This window comes from Streptomyces sp. NBC_01551 (assembly GCF_026339935.1).
GTDB lineage: Bacteria > Actinomycetota > Actinomycetes > Streptomycetales > Streptomycetaceae > Streptomyces.
Genome location: NZ_JAPEPX010000001.1, coordinates 630855 through 645592 on the forward strand (window position 1 = coordinate 630855; position 14738 = coordinate 645592).

Here is a 14738-nt window from a genome sequence, read left to right on the forward strand (position 1 = left end):
CGCCATGGCCTTCGTCCTCGCCAACTCCCTCCGCTTCCACGTCCAGCGGCTCCCGGCCGCCGCCACCGAAGCCGCCGGCACCGCAGCGGCCCCCGCCGAGACGGCCGCCACCGCAACCGCGGCCGACCTGCCCGTGGTGGTCTTCCTGCACGGCCTGGTCGTCGACAACCTCTCCTCCTTCTACTGCCCCCTCGCCGTGCCCGCGGCCCGCGCCGGGAACGAGGCCGTGCTCTACGACCTCCGCGGCCACGGCCGCACCGAGCGCCCGGCCACCGGCTACGACAGCCGCACCGCCGTACGGGACCTCGTGGCGCTGCTCGGCGCGCTCGGCCTGGCCCGCCGGCCCGTCCACCTGGTCGGCAACAGCCACGGCGCGACCCTCGCCCTGCACGCCGCCCTCGCCCGCCCGGATCTGGTCGCCGGGCTCACCCTCCTCGAACCGCCGCTCAGCGGGGCCTGGGTGGAGAACATGGTGGACACGCTGTCGGCCGCCGCCCTCAGCCTGGAGGACAGCCCGGTTCCGGCCGAGCTGCTCTCCCTGCGACTGCGCAAGGCCGCGAACCTGACGGCGATCGCGGACGGCCTGCTGAACCGGACCAGTCTGATCGACGACATGGCCGCCAGCCGCCCCTTCACCCCGGCGGACTACGAGCGGCTGCGCTGCCCGGCGCTGATCGTGTGCGGGGAGCACTCCGAACTGGTGCCGGGGGCCCGGGAACTGGCCCGCCACGCACCCCGCGCCGTGATCGAGATCCTGCCGGGGCTGGGTCACGACGTCCTGAAGGAGAGCAGCGGCGTCCTGCGCAAATCCGTACTCGCCCACCTCGACGCGACGGCCGGCGCGTCCACGGCGCGGACCGCGCAGGCGGGGGCGCTGGTCCGATGAGGGTGCTGTTCACGGTCCCGCCGCTGGCGGGGCACGTCAACCCGACGGTCGCGGTGGGCGCCGAACTGGCCTCCCGGGGCCACGAGATCGCCTGGTGCGGGCCGGCCGGGGCGCTGGCGCGGCTGCTGCCCCCGCACGCCCGGATCCTGCCGGCCGGCGAACAGGCCGGCGACCGGGCCGGCCAAGAGGCCGGGCCAGAGGCGGCAGCCGCGGCCGCCGACGGCGGGTACGCGGCGCTGCACGAACGCTGGCGCGATCTGCGCGGCGTCGCGGCGCTGCGCTTCCTGTGGGAGGAGGCATTGGTGCCGCTGGCCCGGGACATGGTGCCGGGGGTGACGGACGCGGTCCGATCCTTCGCGCCGGATCTGCTGGTCGCCGACCAGCAGGCGCTGGCCGGGCCGGTGGTCGCGCGGCGGCTCGGGATCCCCTGGGCCACCTCGGCCACCACCTCGGCAGAACTGACGCTGCCCTTCGCCGACTTCCCCAAGGTCGGGGAGTGGGTCGACGGCCAGATCGCCGGGTTCCTCTCCGCGTGCGGGGAGCGGGAGGCGGGCTGGGATCCGCGGTTCTCCGAGCGGCTGGTGCTGGTCTTCTCGACGCCCGAACTCGTGGGCCCGGCCGACCGGTTCCCGCCCCACTACGCCTTTGTCGGCCCCGCCTTCGGGGCGCGCCCGCCCGCGCCCGGCTTCCCCTGGCACCGGCTGGACCCGGAGCGGCGCCGCGTCCTGGTGTCCCTGGGCACCCTCAACCAGGAGGCGGGCGCCCGGTTCTACGGTGCGGTGCTGGGCGCCGCCGAACGGCTGGCCCAGGACGTCCAGTTGGTCTTGGTGGCGCCCGCCGATCTGATCGGGGCCGTGCCCGCGAACGTACTGGTCCAGGACCGCGTGCCGCAGCTGGAGCTGCTGGCGCACCTGGACGCGGTGATCAGCCACGGCGGGCACAACACCGTTTGCGAGGCACTCGCGTACGGGCTGCCGCTGGTGGTCGCGCCGATCCGGGACGACCAGCCGATCGTGGCGCGGCAGGTCGTCGAGGCGGGGGCCGGGGTCCGGGTGCGGTTCGGCAGGACCCGGGCCGAGGAACTGCGTGACGCGCTCACGGCCGTGCTGGACGATCCCGGCCCCCGCCGGGCCGCCCGGCGTATCCAGGCCTCCTTCGCCGCGGCGGGCGGGGCCGCCGCCGCGGCCGACCGGTTGGAGAAGCTGCTATGACACCTCCCCCCTTCCACGGGGTCCGGTGGACCTCCGCGCTGCTGCTGGCCGCGCTCGGCGCGGGTACCGTACGCGCCCGCCGTCGGCTGCGGGCGATCCCCGTGCTGCCGCTCACCCCGCCGGGCGCGGCCGGGCTGCCGCGCGCCGCCGGGTGGCGGCTGCTGACCGCGCGCGGGGTCGAGCCCGACGCCGCGACGTTCCTGGCCGCCTGCGCGCACGCCGAGCGGGAGGGCCTGCGGGTGGTGGACCTGCTGCCGGGGGACCTCGCCGCCGAGCGGGCGCTGGGGCTGCTGCGCCTGGTGGATCCCGCCGGGTACCGGCATGACCGGCTCGGCGAGGGCCGCGGGGCCGGGTACGCCGTGCTCGTCGACGAGGAGGTGTTGGCGCGCGCCGGGGTGGAGCCGGGCGGTCCGCGGCCGGATCCGGCGGAACTCCTGGCGCTGGTGCGGCGTTTGAAGGAGTACGCGGCCGACGCGACGGGGCTGGCCGTCGCCCCGGCGCTGAGTGCGGGCCGCCCGGCCGAGCCGACCGGGCCGGTGCGGGTGGCCGAGATGCGGGCACAGGGGCTGCCGCCGGGGGCGCTGGCCGCCGCGCAGCTGGCCGGGCTCGCGATGCTGGCCGGGGTCGCCGCGCGCCAGGGCCGGTGGGGCGCGGCCGCGGCCGGCCTGTACTGGCTCCAGCCGTACCTCGCGCTGGGCGGGCCGGGCGCCCCGCTGCGCCCCGCCGATCTGGCCGGGGCGACCGCCGCCCGGCCGGTGCGCTCCCTGCGCGCTGCCCTCCGTACGGCCGCCGCGAGCACCCGTACGTCCGCGCGGGCCGAGGAGGCGGACGCGGCGCGGGCCGCCGCGTACCGGGCCGATCTGGCCGCCGGCACCGACCGGTTCCTCGAACCGCGCCGGCCGGACTGCCCCTGGTGCGGTTCGGAGCGGCTCGCGGTCCGCGTCCGGGTGCCCGACCTGCTCCAGGGCAAGCCCGGCCTGTTCACCCTGGAGCAGTGCGCGGACTGCCGTCACGTCTTCCAGAACCCCCGGCTGACCCTGGAGGGGCTGGACTTCTACTACCGGGACTTCTACGACGGGCGCGGCGGCGAGGGCGCGGGCACGGTCTTCGGGCGGCTCGGCGCCGCGTACCGCGGCCGCGCCGAGATGCTCCGGCCGTACACGGGCGCCGCCGGCCCCGGCTCCTGGCTGGACGTCGGCACCGGGCACGGCCACTTCTGCAACGCGGCGCGGGCCGTGTGGCCGCACACCCGGTTCGACGGTCTGGACATGGGCGACGGCGTCCGCGAGGCCGAGCGGCGCGGCTGGGTGGAGGCCGGATTCCTGGGCCAGTTCCCGGAGTTCGCGGACAAGCTGGCGGGCCGCTACGAGGTGGTCAGCATGTACCACTACCTGGAGCACACCCGGGATCCGCTGGCCGAGCTGGACACGGCCGCGGCGGTGCTCGCCCCCGGCGGGCTGCTGGCCATCGAGCTCCCCGACCCGGAGTCGCGGATGGCCCGGCTGCTGGGGCCTGCCTGGTTGCCCTGGTTCCAGCCGCAGCACCAGCACCTGATCCCGGCGGCGAACCTGCGCGAGGCGCTGGCCGACCGGGGGTTCGCCGTCCTGGCCGAGGAGCACGGCCCGGCCCACCAGGGCAACGACTTCTTCGGCGCGGTGGCCCTGACCGCCACCCGGCTGGCCCCGGACCCGGACCGCCCCTGGGCCGACCCGGCGACGCCCCGGCAGCGCGCGGCGGCCGTCGCCGTACGGGCGCTGGCGCTGCCCGCCTTCGCCGGCGCGGCGGCGCTCGACGCGGTGCGCAGCGTCGCGGCCCGGCGCACGGACGGCGGGAACGCGTACCGGATGCTGGCCCGCCTGACCCCCACCGGGGAACGACCGTGACGGCCACCACCGGGGCGGGAGCCGCCGGGGCAGGGGCGGGAGCCGCTGCCAGGGCAGAGGCCGCCACCGGGGCAGGGGTCGCCGTCGGGGCTCAGGACATCGCCCGCCGGGCCACCGCCGACCCGCTGTTCCGGCTCGTCGCCTACGCCCTGGAGGCCGCGCACGACCGGCCCCCGGCCGCCGTGTGGAGCGCCCCGTACGCCTTCCACCTGGGCTCCCCCGGGCTGGTCGCGGCGGCCGGCTGGCCGGTGGCGGCCGCCGCCGCGCCGCGCACCGACGGCCTGGTGCGGCTCAGCTCCCTCGGGCACCCCGCCGACAGCTGCGATCTCCCGCTGACCCCGTCCGGGCCGGCGCCCGACGCGCCGGCCTGGGCGGTGCGGCCGTACGCCGTGCTACGCGCCCTGGCCCGGGCCGGATACGGGCGCGGCGGCACCGACCTGCACCTCCAGGGCTCCCTCACGGCGGCCGCCGGGCTGGCCACGGCGGAGCCCGCCGACTGCGCGGTGGCGCTCGCGGTGGCCGACGTCCACACCCCGGCGGGCCAGGACCCGGACCGCGAACGGCTGGCCCGGCTGCTGGCGCGGGCCCTGCCGGACGGGGACGAGGCGCTGCGCCGGGCGGTGCTGTTCGCCCGGCCGGGCGAGGCGCTGCTGACCGGCTCCGGGAGCGGGCTGCGGCACGTGCCCTTCGACCCGGCCGCTTCGGGGGCGCGGCTGGTGCTGCTCGCCGTCCGGGGCGATCCCGGCGACCGGGCGGCGGAACTGGCCCGGGCGGTGGCGTGTGCCCGCCGGGCCGGGGCGCTGAGCGCCTGGCCGCCGGGGCAGGGGCCGGGGCGGAGCGTGCTGGTGCTGCTGCCCGAGGCACGTCTGGCGGCGGTGCGGGCCGCGGTCGCGGAGGAGTTCCGCGACCGCGGGCGTCCCGTGCCGCGCTTCCTGAACATCGCCGTGGCCGGCGCGGCCCGGCGGGAGGAATGAACCCCGACCTCCAGGAACCCCGACCGCAAGGAACCGCCGCCCTCAAGGAACCACCGATCCCGAGGAACCACCGGTCCAGGAACCACCCATCCCGAGGAGGGAACCGCTCATGCCATCACCAACGGCTGCCGCGAGACGCCGGACCCGAAGGTCCGCGCTCGTGGCCGCACTCGGCGCGCTCGGCCTGCTGGGCGCCTTCACCGTGGCCAACTCCCAGGCCGCGGAGAGCAGTCCGGGAGCCGCCCGCACGACGGCCACCGCCGCCGCCGGGCTGCCGGCGTACGACCACGTGGTGGTCGTCGTCTACGAGAACAAGCAGTACGGCGAGATCATCGGCAGCGCCAACGCCCCGTACGTCAACCAGCTGGCGAACGGCGGCGCGAGCCTGACCGGCATGAAGGCGCTGACCCACCCGAGCCAGCCGAACTACTTCAACCTGTTCTCCGGCAGCACCCAGGGCATCACGGGAGACGGCTGCTACACCCCGCAGTCGATGACCGCGCCGAACCTCGGCCAGGAGCTGATCGCGGCCGGCAAGAGCTTCGCGACGTACAACGAGGACCTGCCGGGCGAGGGGTCCACGGCGTGCACGAACGGCCAGTACGCGCAGAAGCACAACCCGTGGTTCGCGTTCAAGAACGTGCCACTGAACACCGGGAAGACCTGGGCGCAGTTCCCGCAGAACAACTTCGCGGCGCTGCCGAACCTGTCGTTCGTCGTCCCGAACCAGTGCAACGACATGCACTCCTGTTCGGTGAACACCGGTGACACCTGGACGAAGAACAACATCGACGCGTACGCGCAGTGGGCGAAGGCCAACAACAGCCTGCTGGTGCTGACCTGGGACGAGGACAACTACCTGGGCTCCAACCAGATCGCCACCGTCTTCTACGGCGCGAACGTGAAGACCGGCAAGTACGCCACCGCCTTCAACCACCACCACCTGCTGCGCACCTTCGAGGACCTGTTCGGCACGACGCACGCGGGCAACGCGGCCAACGTCCAGCCGATCACCGAGGTGTTCACCGAGGGGGGCACGACACCGACCCCCACACCCACGCCCACCCCGACACCCACGCCCACCCCGACCCCGACGCCCGGTGACCTGAAGCTCGCCAACCCCGGCCCGCAGACCTGCAAGTTCAACCAGTCCTGCACCATCCAGCTCACCGCAACCGGAGGCAAACCCGCCCTCCGCTACGCCGCCACCGGCCTCCCCTGGAACATGACCGTCGACGCGGCCACCGGCCGCATCACCGGCAAACCCTGGGCCACCGGCACCGTCCAGATCGTCGCCACCGCCACCGACACCACGGGGGCGAGCGCCGCCACCACGTTCGCGCTCACCGTCAACTGGTTCTGATCCCCTCCGAGTCAGGGAGACATCCGTGTACCTGTCCGCCAGCCGGGCGGCGGACGCCGCCCAGGGCCTCCCCGCCCCCGGCCGCCGCTCGGCGGTACCCGGGACCGTGCTCGCGCTCGGCCTGGTCAGCATGGTCACGGATGTCTCCGCGGAGATGGTCACCGCCGTCCTGCCGCTCTACCTGATGGTCGGGCTCGGGATGTCCCCGCTCGCGTTCGGCGCCCTGGACGGGCTCCACCAGGGCGCCACCGCACTGCTGCGCCTCGCCGGCGGCCGGATCGCCGACCGCACCCGGCGGCGCAAGCTCGTCGCGGGCACCGGCTACGCCCTGTCCGCCGTCTGCAAGGCGGCCCTGCTCGCCGTCAGCACCCCCTGGTCGGTGGCCGCCGTACTGGCCGCCGACCGGACGGGGAAGGGCCTGCGGACCGCCCCGCGCGACGCGCTGATCTCGCTGTCCTGCCCGCCCGGCGAACAGGGCCGGGCCTTCGGGGTGCACCGCGCGCTGGACACGGCCGGCGCCCTGCTGGGGCCGCTGGCCGCCTTCGGGGTGCTGTGGCTGGCGGTGGACGGCTACGACGCCGTGTTCACGGTGAGCTTCTGCGTCGCCGTGCTGGGAGTGGTGCTGCTCGCCCTGTTCGTACGGGAGGCCCCCGCGACCGCGACCGGGCCGGTCGCCGCGACCCGCCCCGCGCAGCCCGCTTTCCGCACGCTGCTGCGGATCCCGGGCCTGCGGCGGCTGTGCCTGACCGCCGCGCTGCTGGGCGTGTTCACGGTCGGCGACGCCTTCCTCTACCTGCTGCTCCAGCGCCGGCTCGACCTGCCGGCCGCGTACTTCCCGCTGCTGCCCGTCGCCACCGCGGCCGTGTTCCTGCTCGGCGCGCTGCCCGCCGGCCGGCTCGCCGACCGGGTGGGCCGGCACCGGGTCTTCCTCGCCGGGCACCTGCCGCTGATCGGCGCCTGCCTGCTGCTCCTCGCGCCCTGGCCGGCCGGGCCGCTGCTCGCCGTCGGGGTGCCGGCCCTGCTCGGCCTGTTCTACGCGGCCACCGACGGGGTGCTGATGGCCGCCGCCGGGCCGTTGCTGCCGCCCGACCTGCGCGCCACGGGGCTCGCCGTGCTGCAGACCGCCCAGGCCCTGGCCCGGTTCGCGGGCTCCCTGCTGTTCGGCGCGGCCTGGACGCTGTGGGGCCCGTCCCCGGCCCTGTGGGCGGCGGCGGCCGGGCTCCTGGCGGCCCTGGCCGTGGCCGCCTGGAGGCATCCGGCGTATCTCCGCGCCCGGCCGCCGGGGGCGGCGTAACGTCGGGGCATGGCCGAACCACAGCGGACACTCGAAGGCAAGGTCGCCCTCGTGGCGGGGGCGACGCGGGGCGCGGGGCGCGGGATCGCGGTCCAGCTGGGCGCGCGGGGCGCGACCGTGTACGTATCGGGGCGCAGCACGCGCGGGCGGCGGTCGGAGTACGACCGGCCGGAGACGATCGAGGAGACGGCCGAGCTGGTCACGGCGGCCGGCGGGCACGGCATCGCGGTGGTCGCGGACCACCTGGTGCCGGCGGAGGTCGAGGCGCTGGTGCGGCGCATCGAGGAGGAGCAGGGCCGGCTGCACGTCCTGGTGAACGACATCTGGGGCGGTGAGCAGCTCTTCGAGTGGGAGAGCACGGTCTGGGAGCACGACCTGGACAACGGGCTGCGGCTGCTGCGGCTCGCGGTCGAGACCCATGCCATCACCAGCCACTACGCGGTGCCGCTGCTGCTGCGCGAGCCGGGCGGGCTGGTGGTGGAGATGACGGACGGCACGACGGCGTACAACACGGACCACTACCGGGTGTCGTTCTTCTACGACATCGCCAAGTCGTCCGTGCTGCGGATGGCGTTCGCGCTCGGACACGAACTGGGTCCGCGCGGGGGGACGGCGGTGGCCCTGACGCCGGGCTGGCTGCGCTCGGAGATGATGCTCGACAACTACCGGGTGACCGAGGCCAATTGGCGGGACGCGCTGGAGAAGTCCCCTCACTTCGCCATCTCCGAGACGCCCTCGTACGTCGGCCGCGCGGTCGCGGCGCTGGCCGCCGACCCGGACGTGTCGCGCTGGAACGGGCAGTCCCTCTCCAGCGGGCAGCTCTCCGGGGTCTACGGCTTCACGGACCTGGACGGCAGCCGGCCGGACGCGTGGCGGTACATGGTCGAGGTCCAGGATCCGGGCCGTCCGGCGGACACGACCGGCTACCGCTGAGCCTCCTCCACCAGCCGGGCCAGGCCGTCCAGGACGCAGCGCAGCCCGAAGGCCCATACCGTGTCGGGGCTGTACGCGCCCACCGACGAGCCGACCCGGCCGGCGAGCGGGTAGCGCTCCGGGTCCATGGCCCGCTCCAGCAGCGGCGCGCTGACGGCCCACCAGTCCTCGTCGCTCTGGCGTGCGTTGTGGGCCGCCGTGTCGGCGGCCGCCAGGGCGCCCGCGTGGACGAAGCCGAGGAGATGGGTGAGGGCGGCGTCCATCTCGGTGTCGGTGAGGCCGATGCCGTCGAAGGCCGCCAGCTCGTGCTCGTACTTGCCGATCACCCCGGGGCCCAGCGGGGGGCGGGTGACGGCGAGGTCGGCGATCCAGGGGTGCCGGACCAGCAGTGCGCGGTTCTCCTCGGCGACCCGCGTGACCTTCGCGCGCCACGCCTCCCCCGCGCCCGGCTCCCCCGGCTCGGCCTCCGCCTCCGCCTGGCGCTCCATGGTGCGGTAGGCCTCGTCGAGCATCAGGTCGAGCAGCTCGGCCTTGCCGGGGACGTACGTGTACACGGTCATCGGGGTGACACCGAGACGCTGGGCCAGCGCCCGCATGGTCAGCGCGGCGAGCCCCTCCTCGTCGGCGAGCCCGATGGCGGCCCGTACGACGGCGTCGACGGTGAGCCCCTGGCGCGGTCCGCGCCGGCCGCCCCGCGGCTCTTGGCCGGGCTCGCGCCACAGCAGCTCCAGGGTGCGGACGGGGTCGCCCGCCCCGCTCCGGTCCTTCGCCATGCCGATCCCTTCCCCAGCCCCGTCCATAAACTTTCTACGCCGTACAGAATACTATGTACAATGTAGCGCGAGACACCGGCCCAGCAAGGAGTTCCGTGCAGATCACCAGCACCGCGATATCCCTGACCGTTGACGACGTCACCGCCTCCGCCACCTTCCTGGCCAGGCATTTCGGCTACCAGGAAGCCATGTCCGCCGAGGGCTTCGCCTCCCTCTCCCACCCTTCGGGCCCGCAGGTGATCTTCCTGCGGCGCGGCATCGAGGTCCTGCCCGAGGACTTCCGCGACCAGCGCGCGGCGGGGCTGATCCTGGCCCTGACCGTGGCCGATCTGCCGGGTGAGTACGAGCGCCTGCGCGCCGAGGGCGCCCCGATCACGATGGGGCTCCGCGAGGAGCCCTGGGGCGAGCGCCTGTTCCAGGTCACCGACCCCAACGGGGTCGTCATCCAGCTGGTGGACTGGGTCGGCGGCACCAGCGCCGCCGGCGACACCGACGCCACCGACACCAACGCCGCCGGAGCCGGAGCCGCCGACGCGCACCAGGCCATCCAGGTCCGCGGCGCCCGGGAGAACAACCTCGCCGGCGTCTCCCTCGACATCCCCAAGCGCCGCCTCACCGTCTTCACCGGCGTCTCCGGCTCCGGCAAGTCCTCGCTCGTCTTCGGCACCATCGCCGCCGAATCACAGCGCATGATCAACGAGACGTACACCGCATTCGTCCAGTCGTTCATGCCGAGCCTGGGCCGGCCGGACGTGGACGGGCTGCACAACCTGAGCGCCGCCATCGTGGTCGACCAGGAGCGGATGGGCACCAACTCCCGCTCCACCGTGGGCACCGCCACCGACGCCTACACCATGCTGCGGATCGTCTTCAGCCGCATCGGCGCCCCGCACATCGGCACCTCCAGCGCCTTCAGCTTCAACAACCCGGAGGGGATGTGCCCCCGGTGCGAGGGCGTGGGCCAGGTCTCCGACATCGACGTGGACCGGCTCGTGGACCGCGAACTCTCCCTCAACGAGGGCGCGATCAGCGCCCCGGGCTTCGCCGTGGACTCCTGGTACTGGCAGGTGATGGCCAACTCCGGTTTCTACTCGCCCGACACGAAGCTCAAGGACTTCACCGAGCAGGAGTGGGCGGACTTCCTGCACAAGCCCGCCGTGAAGGTGAAGTCCGGCTCCACCAACATCACGTACGAGGGCCTGATCACCAAGATCCAGCGGACGTACCTCTCCAAGGACCGCGAGTCCATGCAGTCCCACATCCGGGCCTTCGTGGACCGGGCCGTGGTCTTCGCCGACTGCCCCGACTGCGGCGGCACCCGGCTCTCGGCGGCCGCGCTCTCCTCGCGGATCGACGGCATGAACATCGCCGAGTGCTCGGCCATGCAGATCAGCGACCTCGCCGCGTTCGTCCGCCGGATCGACGACCCGGCCGTGGCCCCGATGCTCGCCGGCCTACGGGGCCTGCTGGACTCCCTCGTCGAGATCGGCCTCGGCTACCTCAGCCTGGACCGCCCCTCGGCGACCCTGTCCGGCGGCGAGGCGCAGCGCGTCAAGATGGTCCGCCACCTCGGCTCCTCGCTCACGGACATCACGTACGTCTTCGACGAGCCGACGACCGGTCTGCACCCGCACGACATCCAGCGCATGAACGACCTGCTGCTGCGGCTGCGCGACAAGGGCAACACCGTGCTGGTCGTGGAGCACAAGCCGGAGGTCATCGCGATCGCCGACCACGTGGTGGACCTCGGGCCGGGCGCGGGCACGGCCGGCGGGCAGCTCTGCTACAGCGGGGACGTGGCGGGGCTGCGCGCGTCGGGCACCCTCACCGGGAACCACCTCGAACACCGGGCGCGGCTTCGGGAGTCGGTGCGGACCCCGCGCGGGCTGCTCTCGGTGAAGGACGCCGATCTGCACAACCTCAAGGACGTCAACGTGGACGTGCCCCTCGGGGTGCTGACCGTGGTGACGGGCGTGGCCGGCTCCGGCAAGAGCTCGCTGATCCACGGCTACCTGGCCGGGCGGGACGGGGTGGTGGTGGCCGACCAGTCGCCGATCCGCGGTTCGCGCCGCTCCAACCCGGCCACGTACACCGGGCTGCTGAACCCGATCCGGACCGCCTTCGCCAAGGCCAACGGGGTCAAGGCGGCTCTGTTCAGCGCGAACTCGGAGGGTGCCTGCCCGAAGTGCAACGGCCTCGGGCTGCTCTACACGGACCTGGCGATGATGGCCGGGGTGGCCTCGGTCTGCGAGGAGTGCGAGGGCAAGCGGTTCACGCCCGAGGTGCTCACGTACCTGCTGCGCGGCAAGAACATCAGCGAGGTGCTGGACATGCCGGTCGCCGAGGCGCGGGAGTTCTTCCCGACCGGCCAGGCGGGGGCGATCCTGGGGCGGCTCGCCGATGTGGGCCTGGGCTACCTGCGGCTCGGGCAGCCGCTCAACACCCTCTCGGGCGGTGAGCGGCAACGCCTCAAGCTCGCCATCAACATGGCGGAGAAGTCCTCGACGTACATCCTGGACGAGCCGACGACCGGGCTGCACATGGCCGACGTGGACAAGCTGCTCGCGCTGCTGGACCGGCTCGTGGACGACGGGAACTCGGTGATCGTCATCGAGCACCACCAGGCGGTGATGGCGCACGCCGACTGGTTGATCGACATCGGCCCGGGCGGCGGCCACGACGGCGGCCAGGTGGTGTTCGAGGGCACTCCGGCGGCCCTGGTGGCCGAGGCGGACACCCTGACCGCCCGCCACCTGCGCGCGTACGTCGGCGCGCGGTAGCGCAGGGGCGTCGGGCGTCACGGCCCCGGGGTCAGTTCGCGGCCCTCCCCCAGCGGGGCGAAGAACCGGGCCACGTCCTCGCCGGTGACCTCGGCCAGGGTGGCCGGCGACCAGCGGGGGGTGCGGTCCTTGTCGATGACCTGCGCCCGGATCCCCTCCACGAGGTCGGGCGAGCGCAGCGCGTTGCAGGAGACCCGGTACTCCTGGACCAGCGCCCGCTCCAGGTCGCCCAGTTCGCGGGCCCGGCGCACGGCGGCGAGGGTGACCTTGAGCGAGGTCGGGGACTTGGCCAGGATGGTCTCGGCGGCCTCCTTCGCCGCCGGGCCGCCCTCGCCCCCGGCGTCGCCCTCGCCGAGCAGCCGCTCCACGATCTCCTCGACGGTGTCGGCCGGGTAGCACCGGTCGATCCAGGCGCGCCGCCCGGCCAGTTCACCGGGCTCGGGCCGGCCGGTGTGGCGCGGCAGCGCCTCGCGTACGGGCGCTCCGGCGAGCAGCTCGGCGGTGAGGTCCGCCAGCCGGCCGGCGGGGACGAAGTGGTCGGCGAGGTCGCAGAGCAGCGCGTCGGCCGCGCCCACCGCGGCTCCGGTCAGCGCGAGGTGGGTGCCGAGCTCCCCGGGGGCGCGTCCGAGCAGGTGGGTGCCGCCGACGTCGGGGACGAAGCCGATGCCCGTCTCCGGCATGGCGACGCGGGAGCGTTCGGTGACGATCCGTACGCTGCCGTGGGCCGAGAGGCCGACCCCGCCGCCCATCACGATGCCGTCCATGAGGGCGACGTACGGCTTGGGGTAGCGGGCGATCAGCGCGTTGAGCCGGTACTCGTCGCGCCAGAAGCCGGCGGAGGCGCTGGTGCCGGCCTTCGCGTCGTCGTGGATGGCCCGGATGTCGCCGCCTGCGCACAGTCCGCGCTCACCGGCGCCCCGGATCAGGACCTGGGTGACGGCGGGGTCGTGCTGCCAGGCGGTGAGGGCCTCGGTGATCCGCAGCACCATGGGGTGGGTGAGGGCGTTGAGGGCCTTGGGACGGTTGAGGGTGATCACCGCCGTGGGTCCGTCGGCGGCGAGCAGGACCGTGTCGTTGACGGCATCGTCGGTCTTCACACCGGCCAGTATGTAGCGTGGTCCGCCATGCGAAAGATCATCCTGATGTCGTCGGTGTCTCTCGACGGCTTCGTCGAGGGGCCCGAGCGGCAGATCGACTGGCACAGCGTGGACGACGAGCTGCACCAGCACTTCAACGACGAACTCGCCGCCATGGGCGGTTTCATCCACGGCCGCGTCACGTACGACCTCATGGCGGAGTACTGGCCGACCGCCGACGCCGACCCCTCCGCAGGCGGGCCGGAGGCCGAGTTCGCGGGGATCTGGCGGGACATGCCGAAGTACGTGTACTCGCGCACCCTGAGGCAGGCCGACGTCGGCTGGAACTCCACCGTCGTGGGGGACGTCGTACCCTCCGAGGTCGCCGCGCTCAAGGCGGCCCCGGGCGGTGACCTGACGCTGGGCGGGGCCGATCTCGCGGCCTCGTTCCTGCGGCACGACCTGGTGGACGCGTACCGGATCTACGTGCACCCGGTGCGCCTCGGCCGGGGCAAACCGCTGTTCCCGGCGGTGGACTACGCCCCGACGACGCTCCGGCTCGAAGGCACCCACGCGTTCGGCAACGGGGTGGTGCAGCTGCGCTACGCCCGCCCGTAGGGAGTGTCCTGCCGGCCGGGGTGCGCGCCCGGGGTGTGCCCGAAGGCCCGCCGGAAGACGTCGATGAACGCGCTGGCGGACGACCATCCGCAGCGGTGCGCGACCGCCGTCACCGGAGTGCCCACGGCCAGCAGCCGCAGCGCCTGGTGCAGCCTCAGCTGGGTGCGCCACTGCGGGAAGGTCATGCCGAGCTCGGCGCGGAACAGCCGGCTCAGGGTCCGCTCGCCGGCCCCCGCCCCCGCCTGCGCGGCCAGCGCCGCGAGCCCCCGCGAATCCGCCGGGTCGGCATGCAGCAGGTCGCACACCGCCGCCAGCCGGGGGTCGGTGGGCGCGGGCAGGTGCAGGGGCTGGAGCGGCGAGGCCTTCAGCTGGTCGAGCAGCACGCCGAGCATCCGGCGCCGCTGCGGGCCGTCGTCCTCGGGGGTCCGGGTGTACGCCAGGATCAGCTCCCGCAGCAGCGGTCCGACGGCGAGCACGGCGGGCGCGTCCAGGGACAGCGGGTTGAGGTGGACGGGCAGGCCGACGGAGTGCAGGTCGGTGCGGCCGTACGCGCGGTGCTCGTGCACGGTCCCGGCGGGGATCCACAGCGCCCGGGTCGCGGGGGCCACCCAGGTGCCGGCGTCGGTGGTGACGGACAGGACTCCGGAACCGGCGTAGGCGATCTGGTGGTCGTCGTGCCGGTGCGGGTCGATCCCGACGTTGGTGTCCAGCGCGCGGATGCTGGTCGCGGCCCTCGGGGTGTGCCGGATCGCGGCGTGCCGGATCGGCGGCCGCATCGGGGCTTGGCGGTTTTTCTGCATCACCCGGCAATTTATCGGAAGCGGGACGCGGGCGGCGCGGGTGATTCTCGTCCGGTGAACCCTCAGAACCCGGTGAAGCCCCCGTCCCCGTCGCCGTCCTCGCCCCCGTCCTCGCCCCCGTCCTCGCCCCCGTCCGTACGGCGCCGC

Annotated in this window: 12 protein-coding genes; 9 read left to right on the forward strand and 3 right to left on the reverse strand. The window is 74.5% G+C overall.

Going from position 1 to position 14738, the window contains the following annotated elements:
* Window positions 1–4 precede the first annotated feature (4 nt).
* The 7 genes from OG982_RS02615 (at window position 5) to OG982_RS02650 (ending at window position 8544) form a co-directional block, all read left to right on the forward strand.
* Window positions 5–886 (forward strand): alpha/beta fold hydrolase, encoded by an 882-nt coding sequence (locus tag OG982_RS02615; RefSeq protein WP_266947839.1) that lies wholly within the window; start codon window positions 5–7, stop codon window positions 884–886.
* Window positions 883–2097 carry a glycosyltransferase gene (locus OG982_RS02620; RefSeq protein ID WP_266790099.1) on the forward strand — a complete coding sequence of 405 codons (1215 nt, stop codon included), beginning with the start codon at window positions 883–885 and terminating at the stop codon, window positions 2095–2097. The genes OG982_RS02615 and OG982_RS02620 overlap by 4 nt, the downstream gene beginning before the upstream one ends.
* Window positions 2094–3980, forward strand: a complete 1887-nt coding sequence (locus OG982_RS02625; protein WP_266947841.1) for a class I SAM-dependent methyltransferase — start codon at window positions 2094–2096, stop codon at window positions 3978–3980. The genes OG982_RS02620 and OG982_RS02625 overlap by 4 nt, the downstream gene beginning before the upstream one ends.
* A complete protein-coding gene (locus OG982_RS02630; RefSeq protein ID WP_266947843.1) occupies window positions 3977–4954 on the forward strand; it encodes a galactokinase in 978 nt (325 codons plus the stop codon). The genes OG982_RS02625 and OG982_RS02630 overlap by 4 nt, the downstream gene beginning before the upstream one ends.
* A 160-nt stretch (window positions 4955–5114) precedes the next feature.
* Entirely contained in the window at window positions 5115–6317 is a 1203-nt protein-coding gene (locus tag OG982_RS02635) for an alkaline phosphatase family protein (protein ID WP_323139219.1), read from the forward strand.
* Between the two features lie 25 nt (window positions 6318–6342).
* Window positions 6343–7611 carry an MFS transporter gene (locus OG982_RS02645; protein ID WP_266947845.1) on the forward strand — a complete coding sequence of 423 codons (1269 nt, stop codon included), beginning with the start codon at window positions 6343–6345 and terminating at the stop codon, window positions 7609–7611.
* A gap of 9 nt (window positions 7612–7620) precedes the next feature.
* Window positions 7621–8544 (forward strand): SDR family oxidoreductase, encoded by a 924-nt coding sequence (locus tag OG982_RS02650; protein ID WP_266790091.1) that lies wholly within the window; start codon window positions 7621–7623, stop codon window positions 8542–8544.
* Here OG982_RS02650 and OG982_RS02655 read toward each other — a convergent pair.
* Window positions 8535–9317 (reverse strand): TetR/AcrR family transcriptional regulator, encoded by a 783-nt coding sequence (locus tag OG982_RS02655; protein WP_266790089.1) that lies wholly within the window; start codon window positions 9315–9317, stop codon window positions 8535–8537. The genes OG982_RS02650 and OG982_RS02655 overlap by 10 nt on opposite strands.
* Window positions 9318–9412: 95 nt before the next feature.
* Here OG982_RS02655 and OG982_RS02660 point away from each other — a divergent pair, with 95 nt between their 5' ends.
* Complete coding sequence (locus tag OG982_RS02660; RefSeq protein WP_266790087.1) at window positions 9413–12097, forward strand: ATP-binding cassette domain-containing protein; 2685 nt, start codon at window positions 9413–9415, stop codon at window positions 12095–12097.
* Between the two features lie 17 nt (window positions 12098–12114).
* On the opposite strand, the gene OG982_RS02665 is transcribed toward OG982_RS02660, so the two are convergent.
* Window positions 12115–13194: an enoyl-CoA hydratase/isomerase family protein gene (locus OG982_RS02665; RefSeq protein WP_266947847.1), complete on the reverse strand. Its 1080-nt coding sequence runs from the start codon at window positions 13192–13194 to the stop codon at window positions 12115–12117.
* A 27-nt stretch (window positions 13195–13221) separates the two neighbouring features.
* Between OG982_RS02665 and OG982_RS02670 the strand changes: the two genes are divergently transcribed.
* Window positions 13222–13791, forward strand: coding sequence for a dihydrofolate reductase family protein (locus OG982_RS02670; RefSeq protein WP_266790083.1), 570 nt, complete (start codon window positions 13222–13224; stop codon window positions 13789–13791).
* On the opposite strand, the gene OG982_RS02675 is transcribed toward OG982_RS02670, so the two are convergent.
* Window positions 13776–14591: a helix-turn-helix transcriptional regulator gene (locus OG982_RS02675; RefSeq protein ID WP_266790081.1), complete on the reverse strand. Its 816-nt coding sequence runs from the start codon at window positions 14589–14591 to the stop codon at window positions 13776–13778. The genes OG982_RS02670 and OG982_RS02675 overlap by 16 nt on opposite strands.
* Window positions 14592–14738 lie beyond the last annotated feature (147 nt).

What these genes read in the sequence shown, in the direction of transcription:
- OG982_RS02615 (WP_266947839.1), top strand. Translation starts at nt 5, where the DNA reads ATGGCCTTCGTCCTCGCCAACTCCCTCCGCTTCCACGTCCAGCGGCTC.
- OG982_RS02620 (WP_266790099.1), top strand. Translation starts at nt 883, where the DNA reads ATGAGGGTGCTGTTCACGGTCCCGCCGCTGGCGGGGCACGTCAACCCG.
- OG982_RS02625 (WP_266947841.1), top strand. Translation starts at nt 2,094, where the DNA reads ATGACACCTCCCCCCTTCCACGGGGTCCGGTGGACCTCCGCGCTGCTG.
- OG982_RS02650 (WP_266790091.1), top strand. Translation starts at nt 7,621, where the DNA reads ATGGCCGAACCACAGCGGACACTCGAAGGCAAGGTCGCCCTCGTGGCG.
- OG982_RS02655 (WP_266790089.1), bottom strand. Translation starts at nt 9,317, where the DNA reads ATGGCGAAGGACCGGAGCGGGGCGGGCGACCCCGTCCGCACCCTGGAG.
- OG982_RS02670 (WP_266790083.1), top strand. Translation starts at nt 13,222, where the DNA reads ATGCGAAAGATCATCCTGATGTCGTCGGTGTCTCTCGACGGCTTCGTC.
- OG982_RS02675 (WP_266790081.1), bottom strand. Translation starts at nt 14,591, where the DNA reads ATGCAGAAAAACCGCCAAGCCCCGATGCGGCCGCCGATCCGGCACGCC.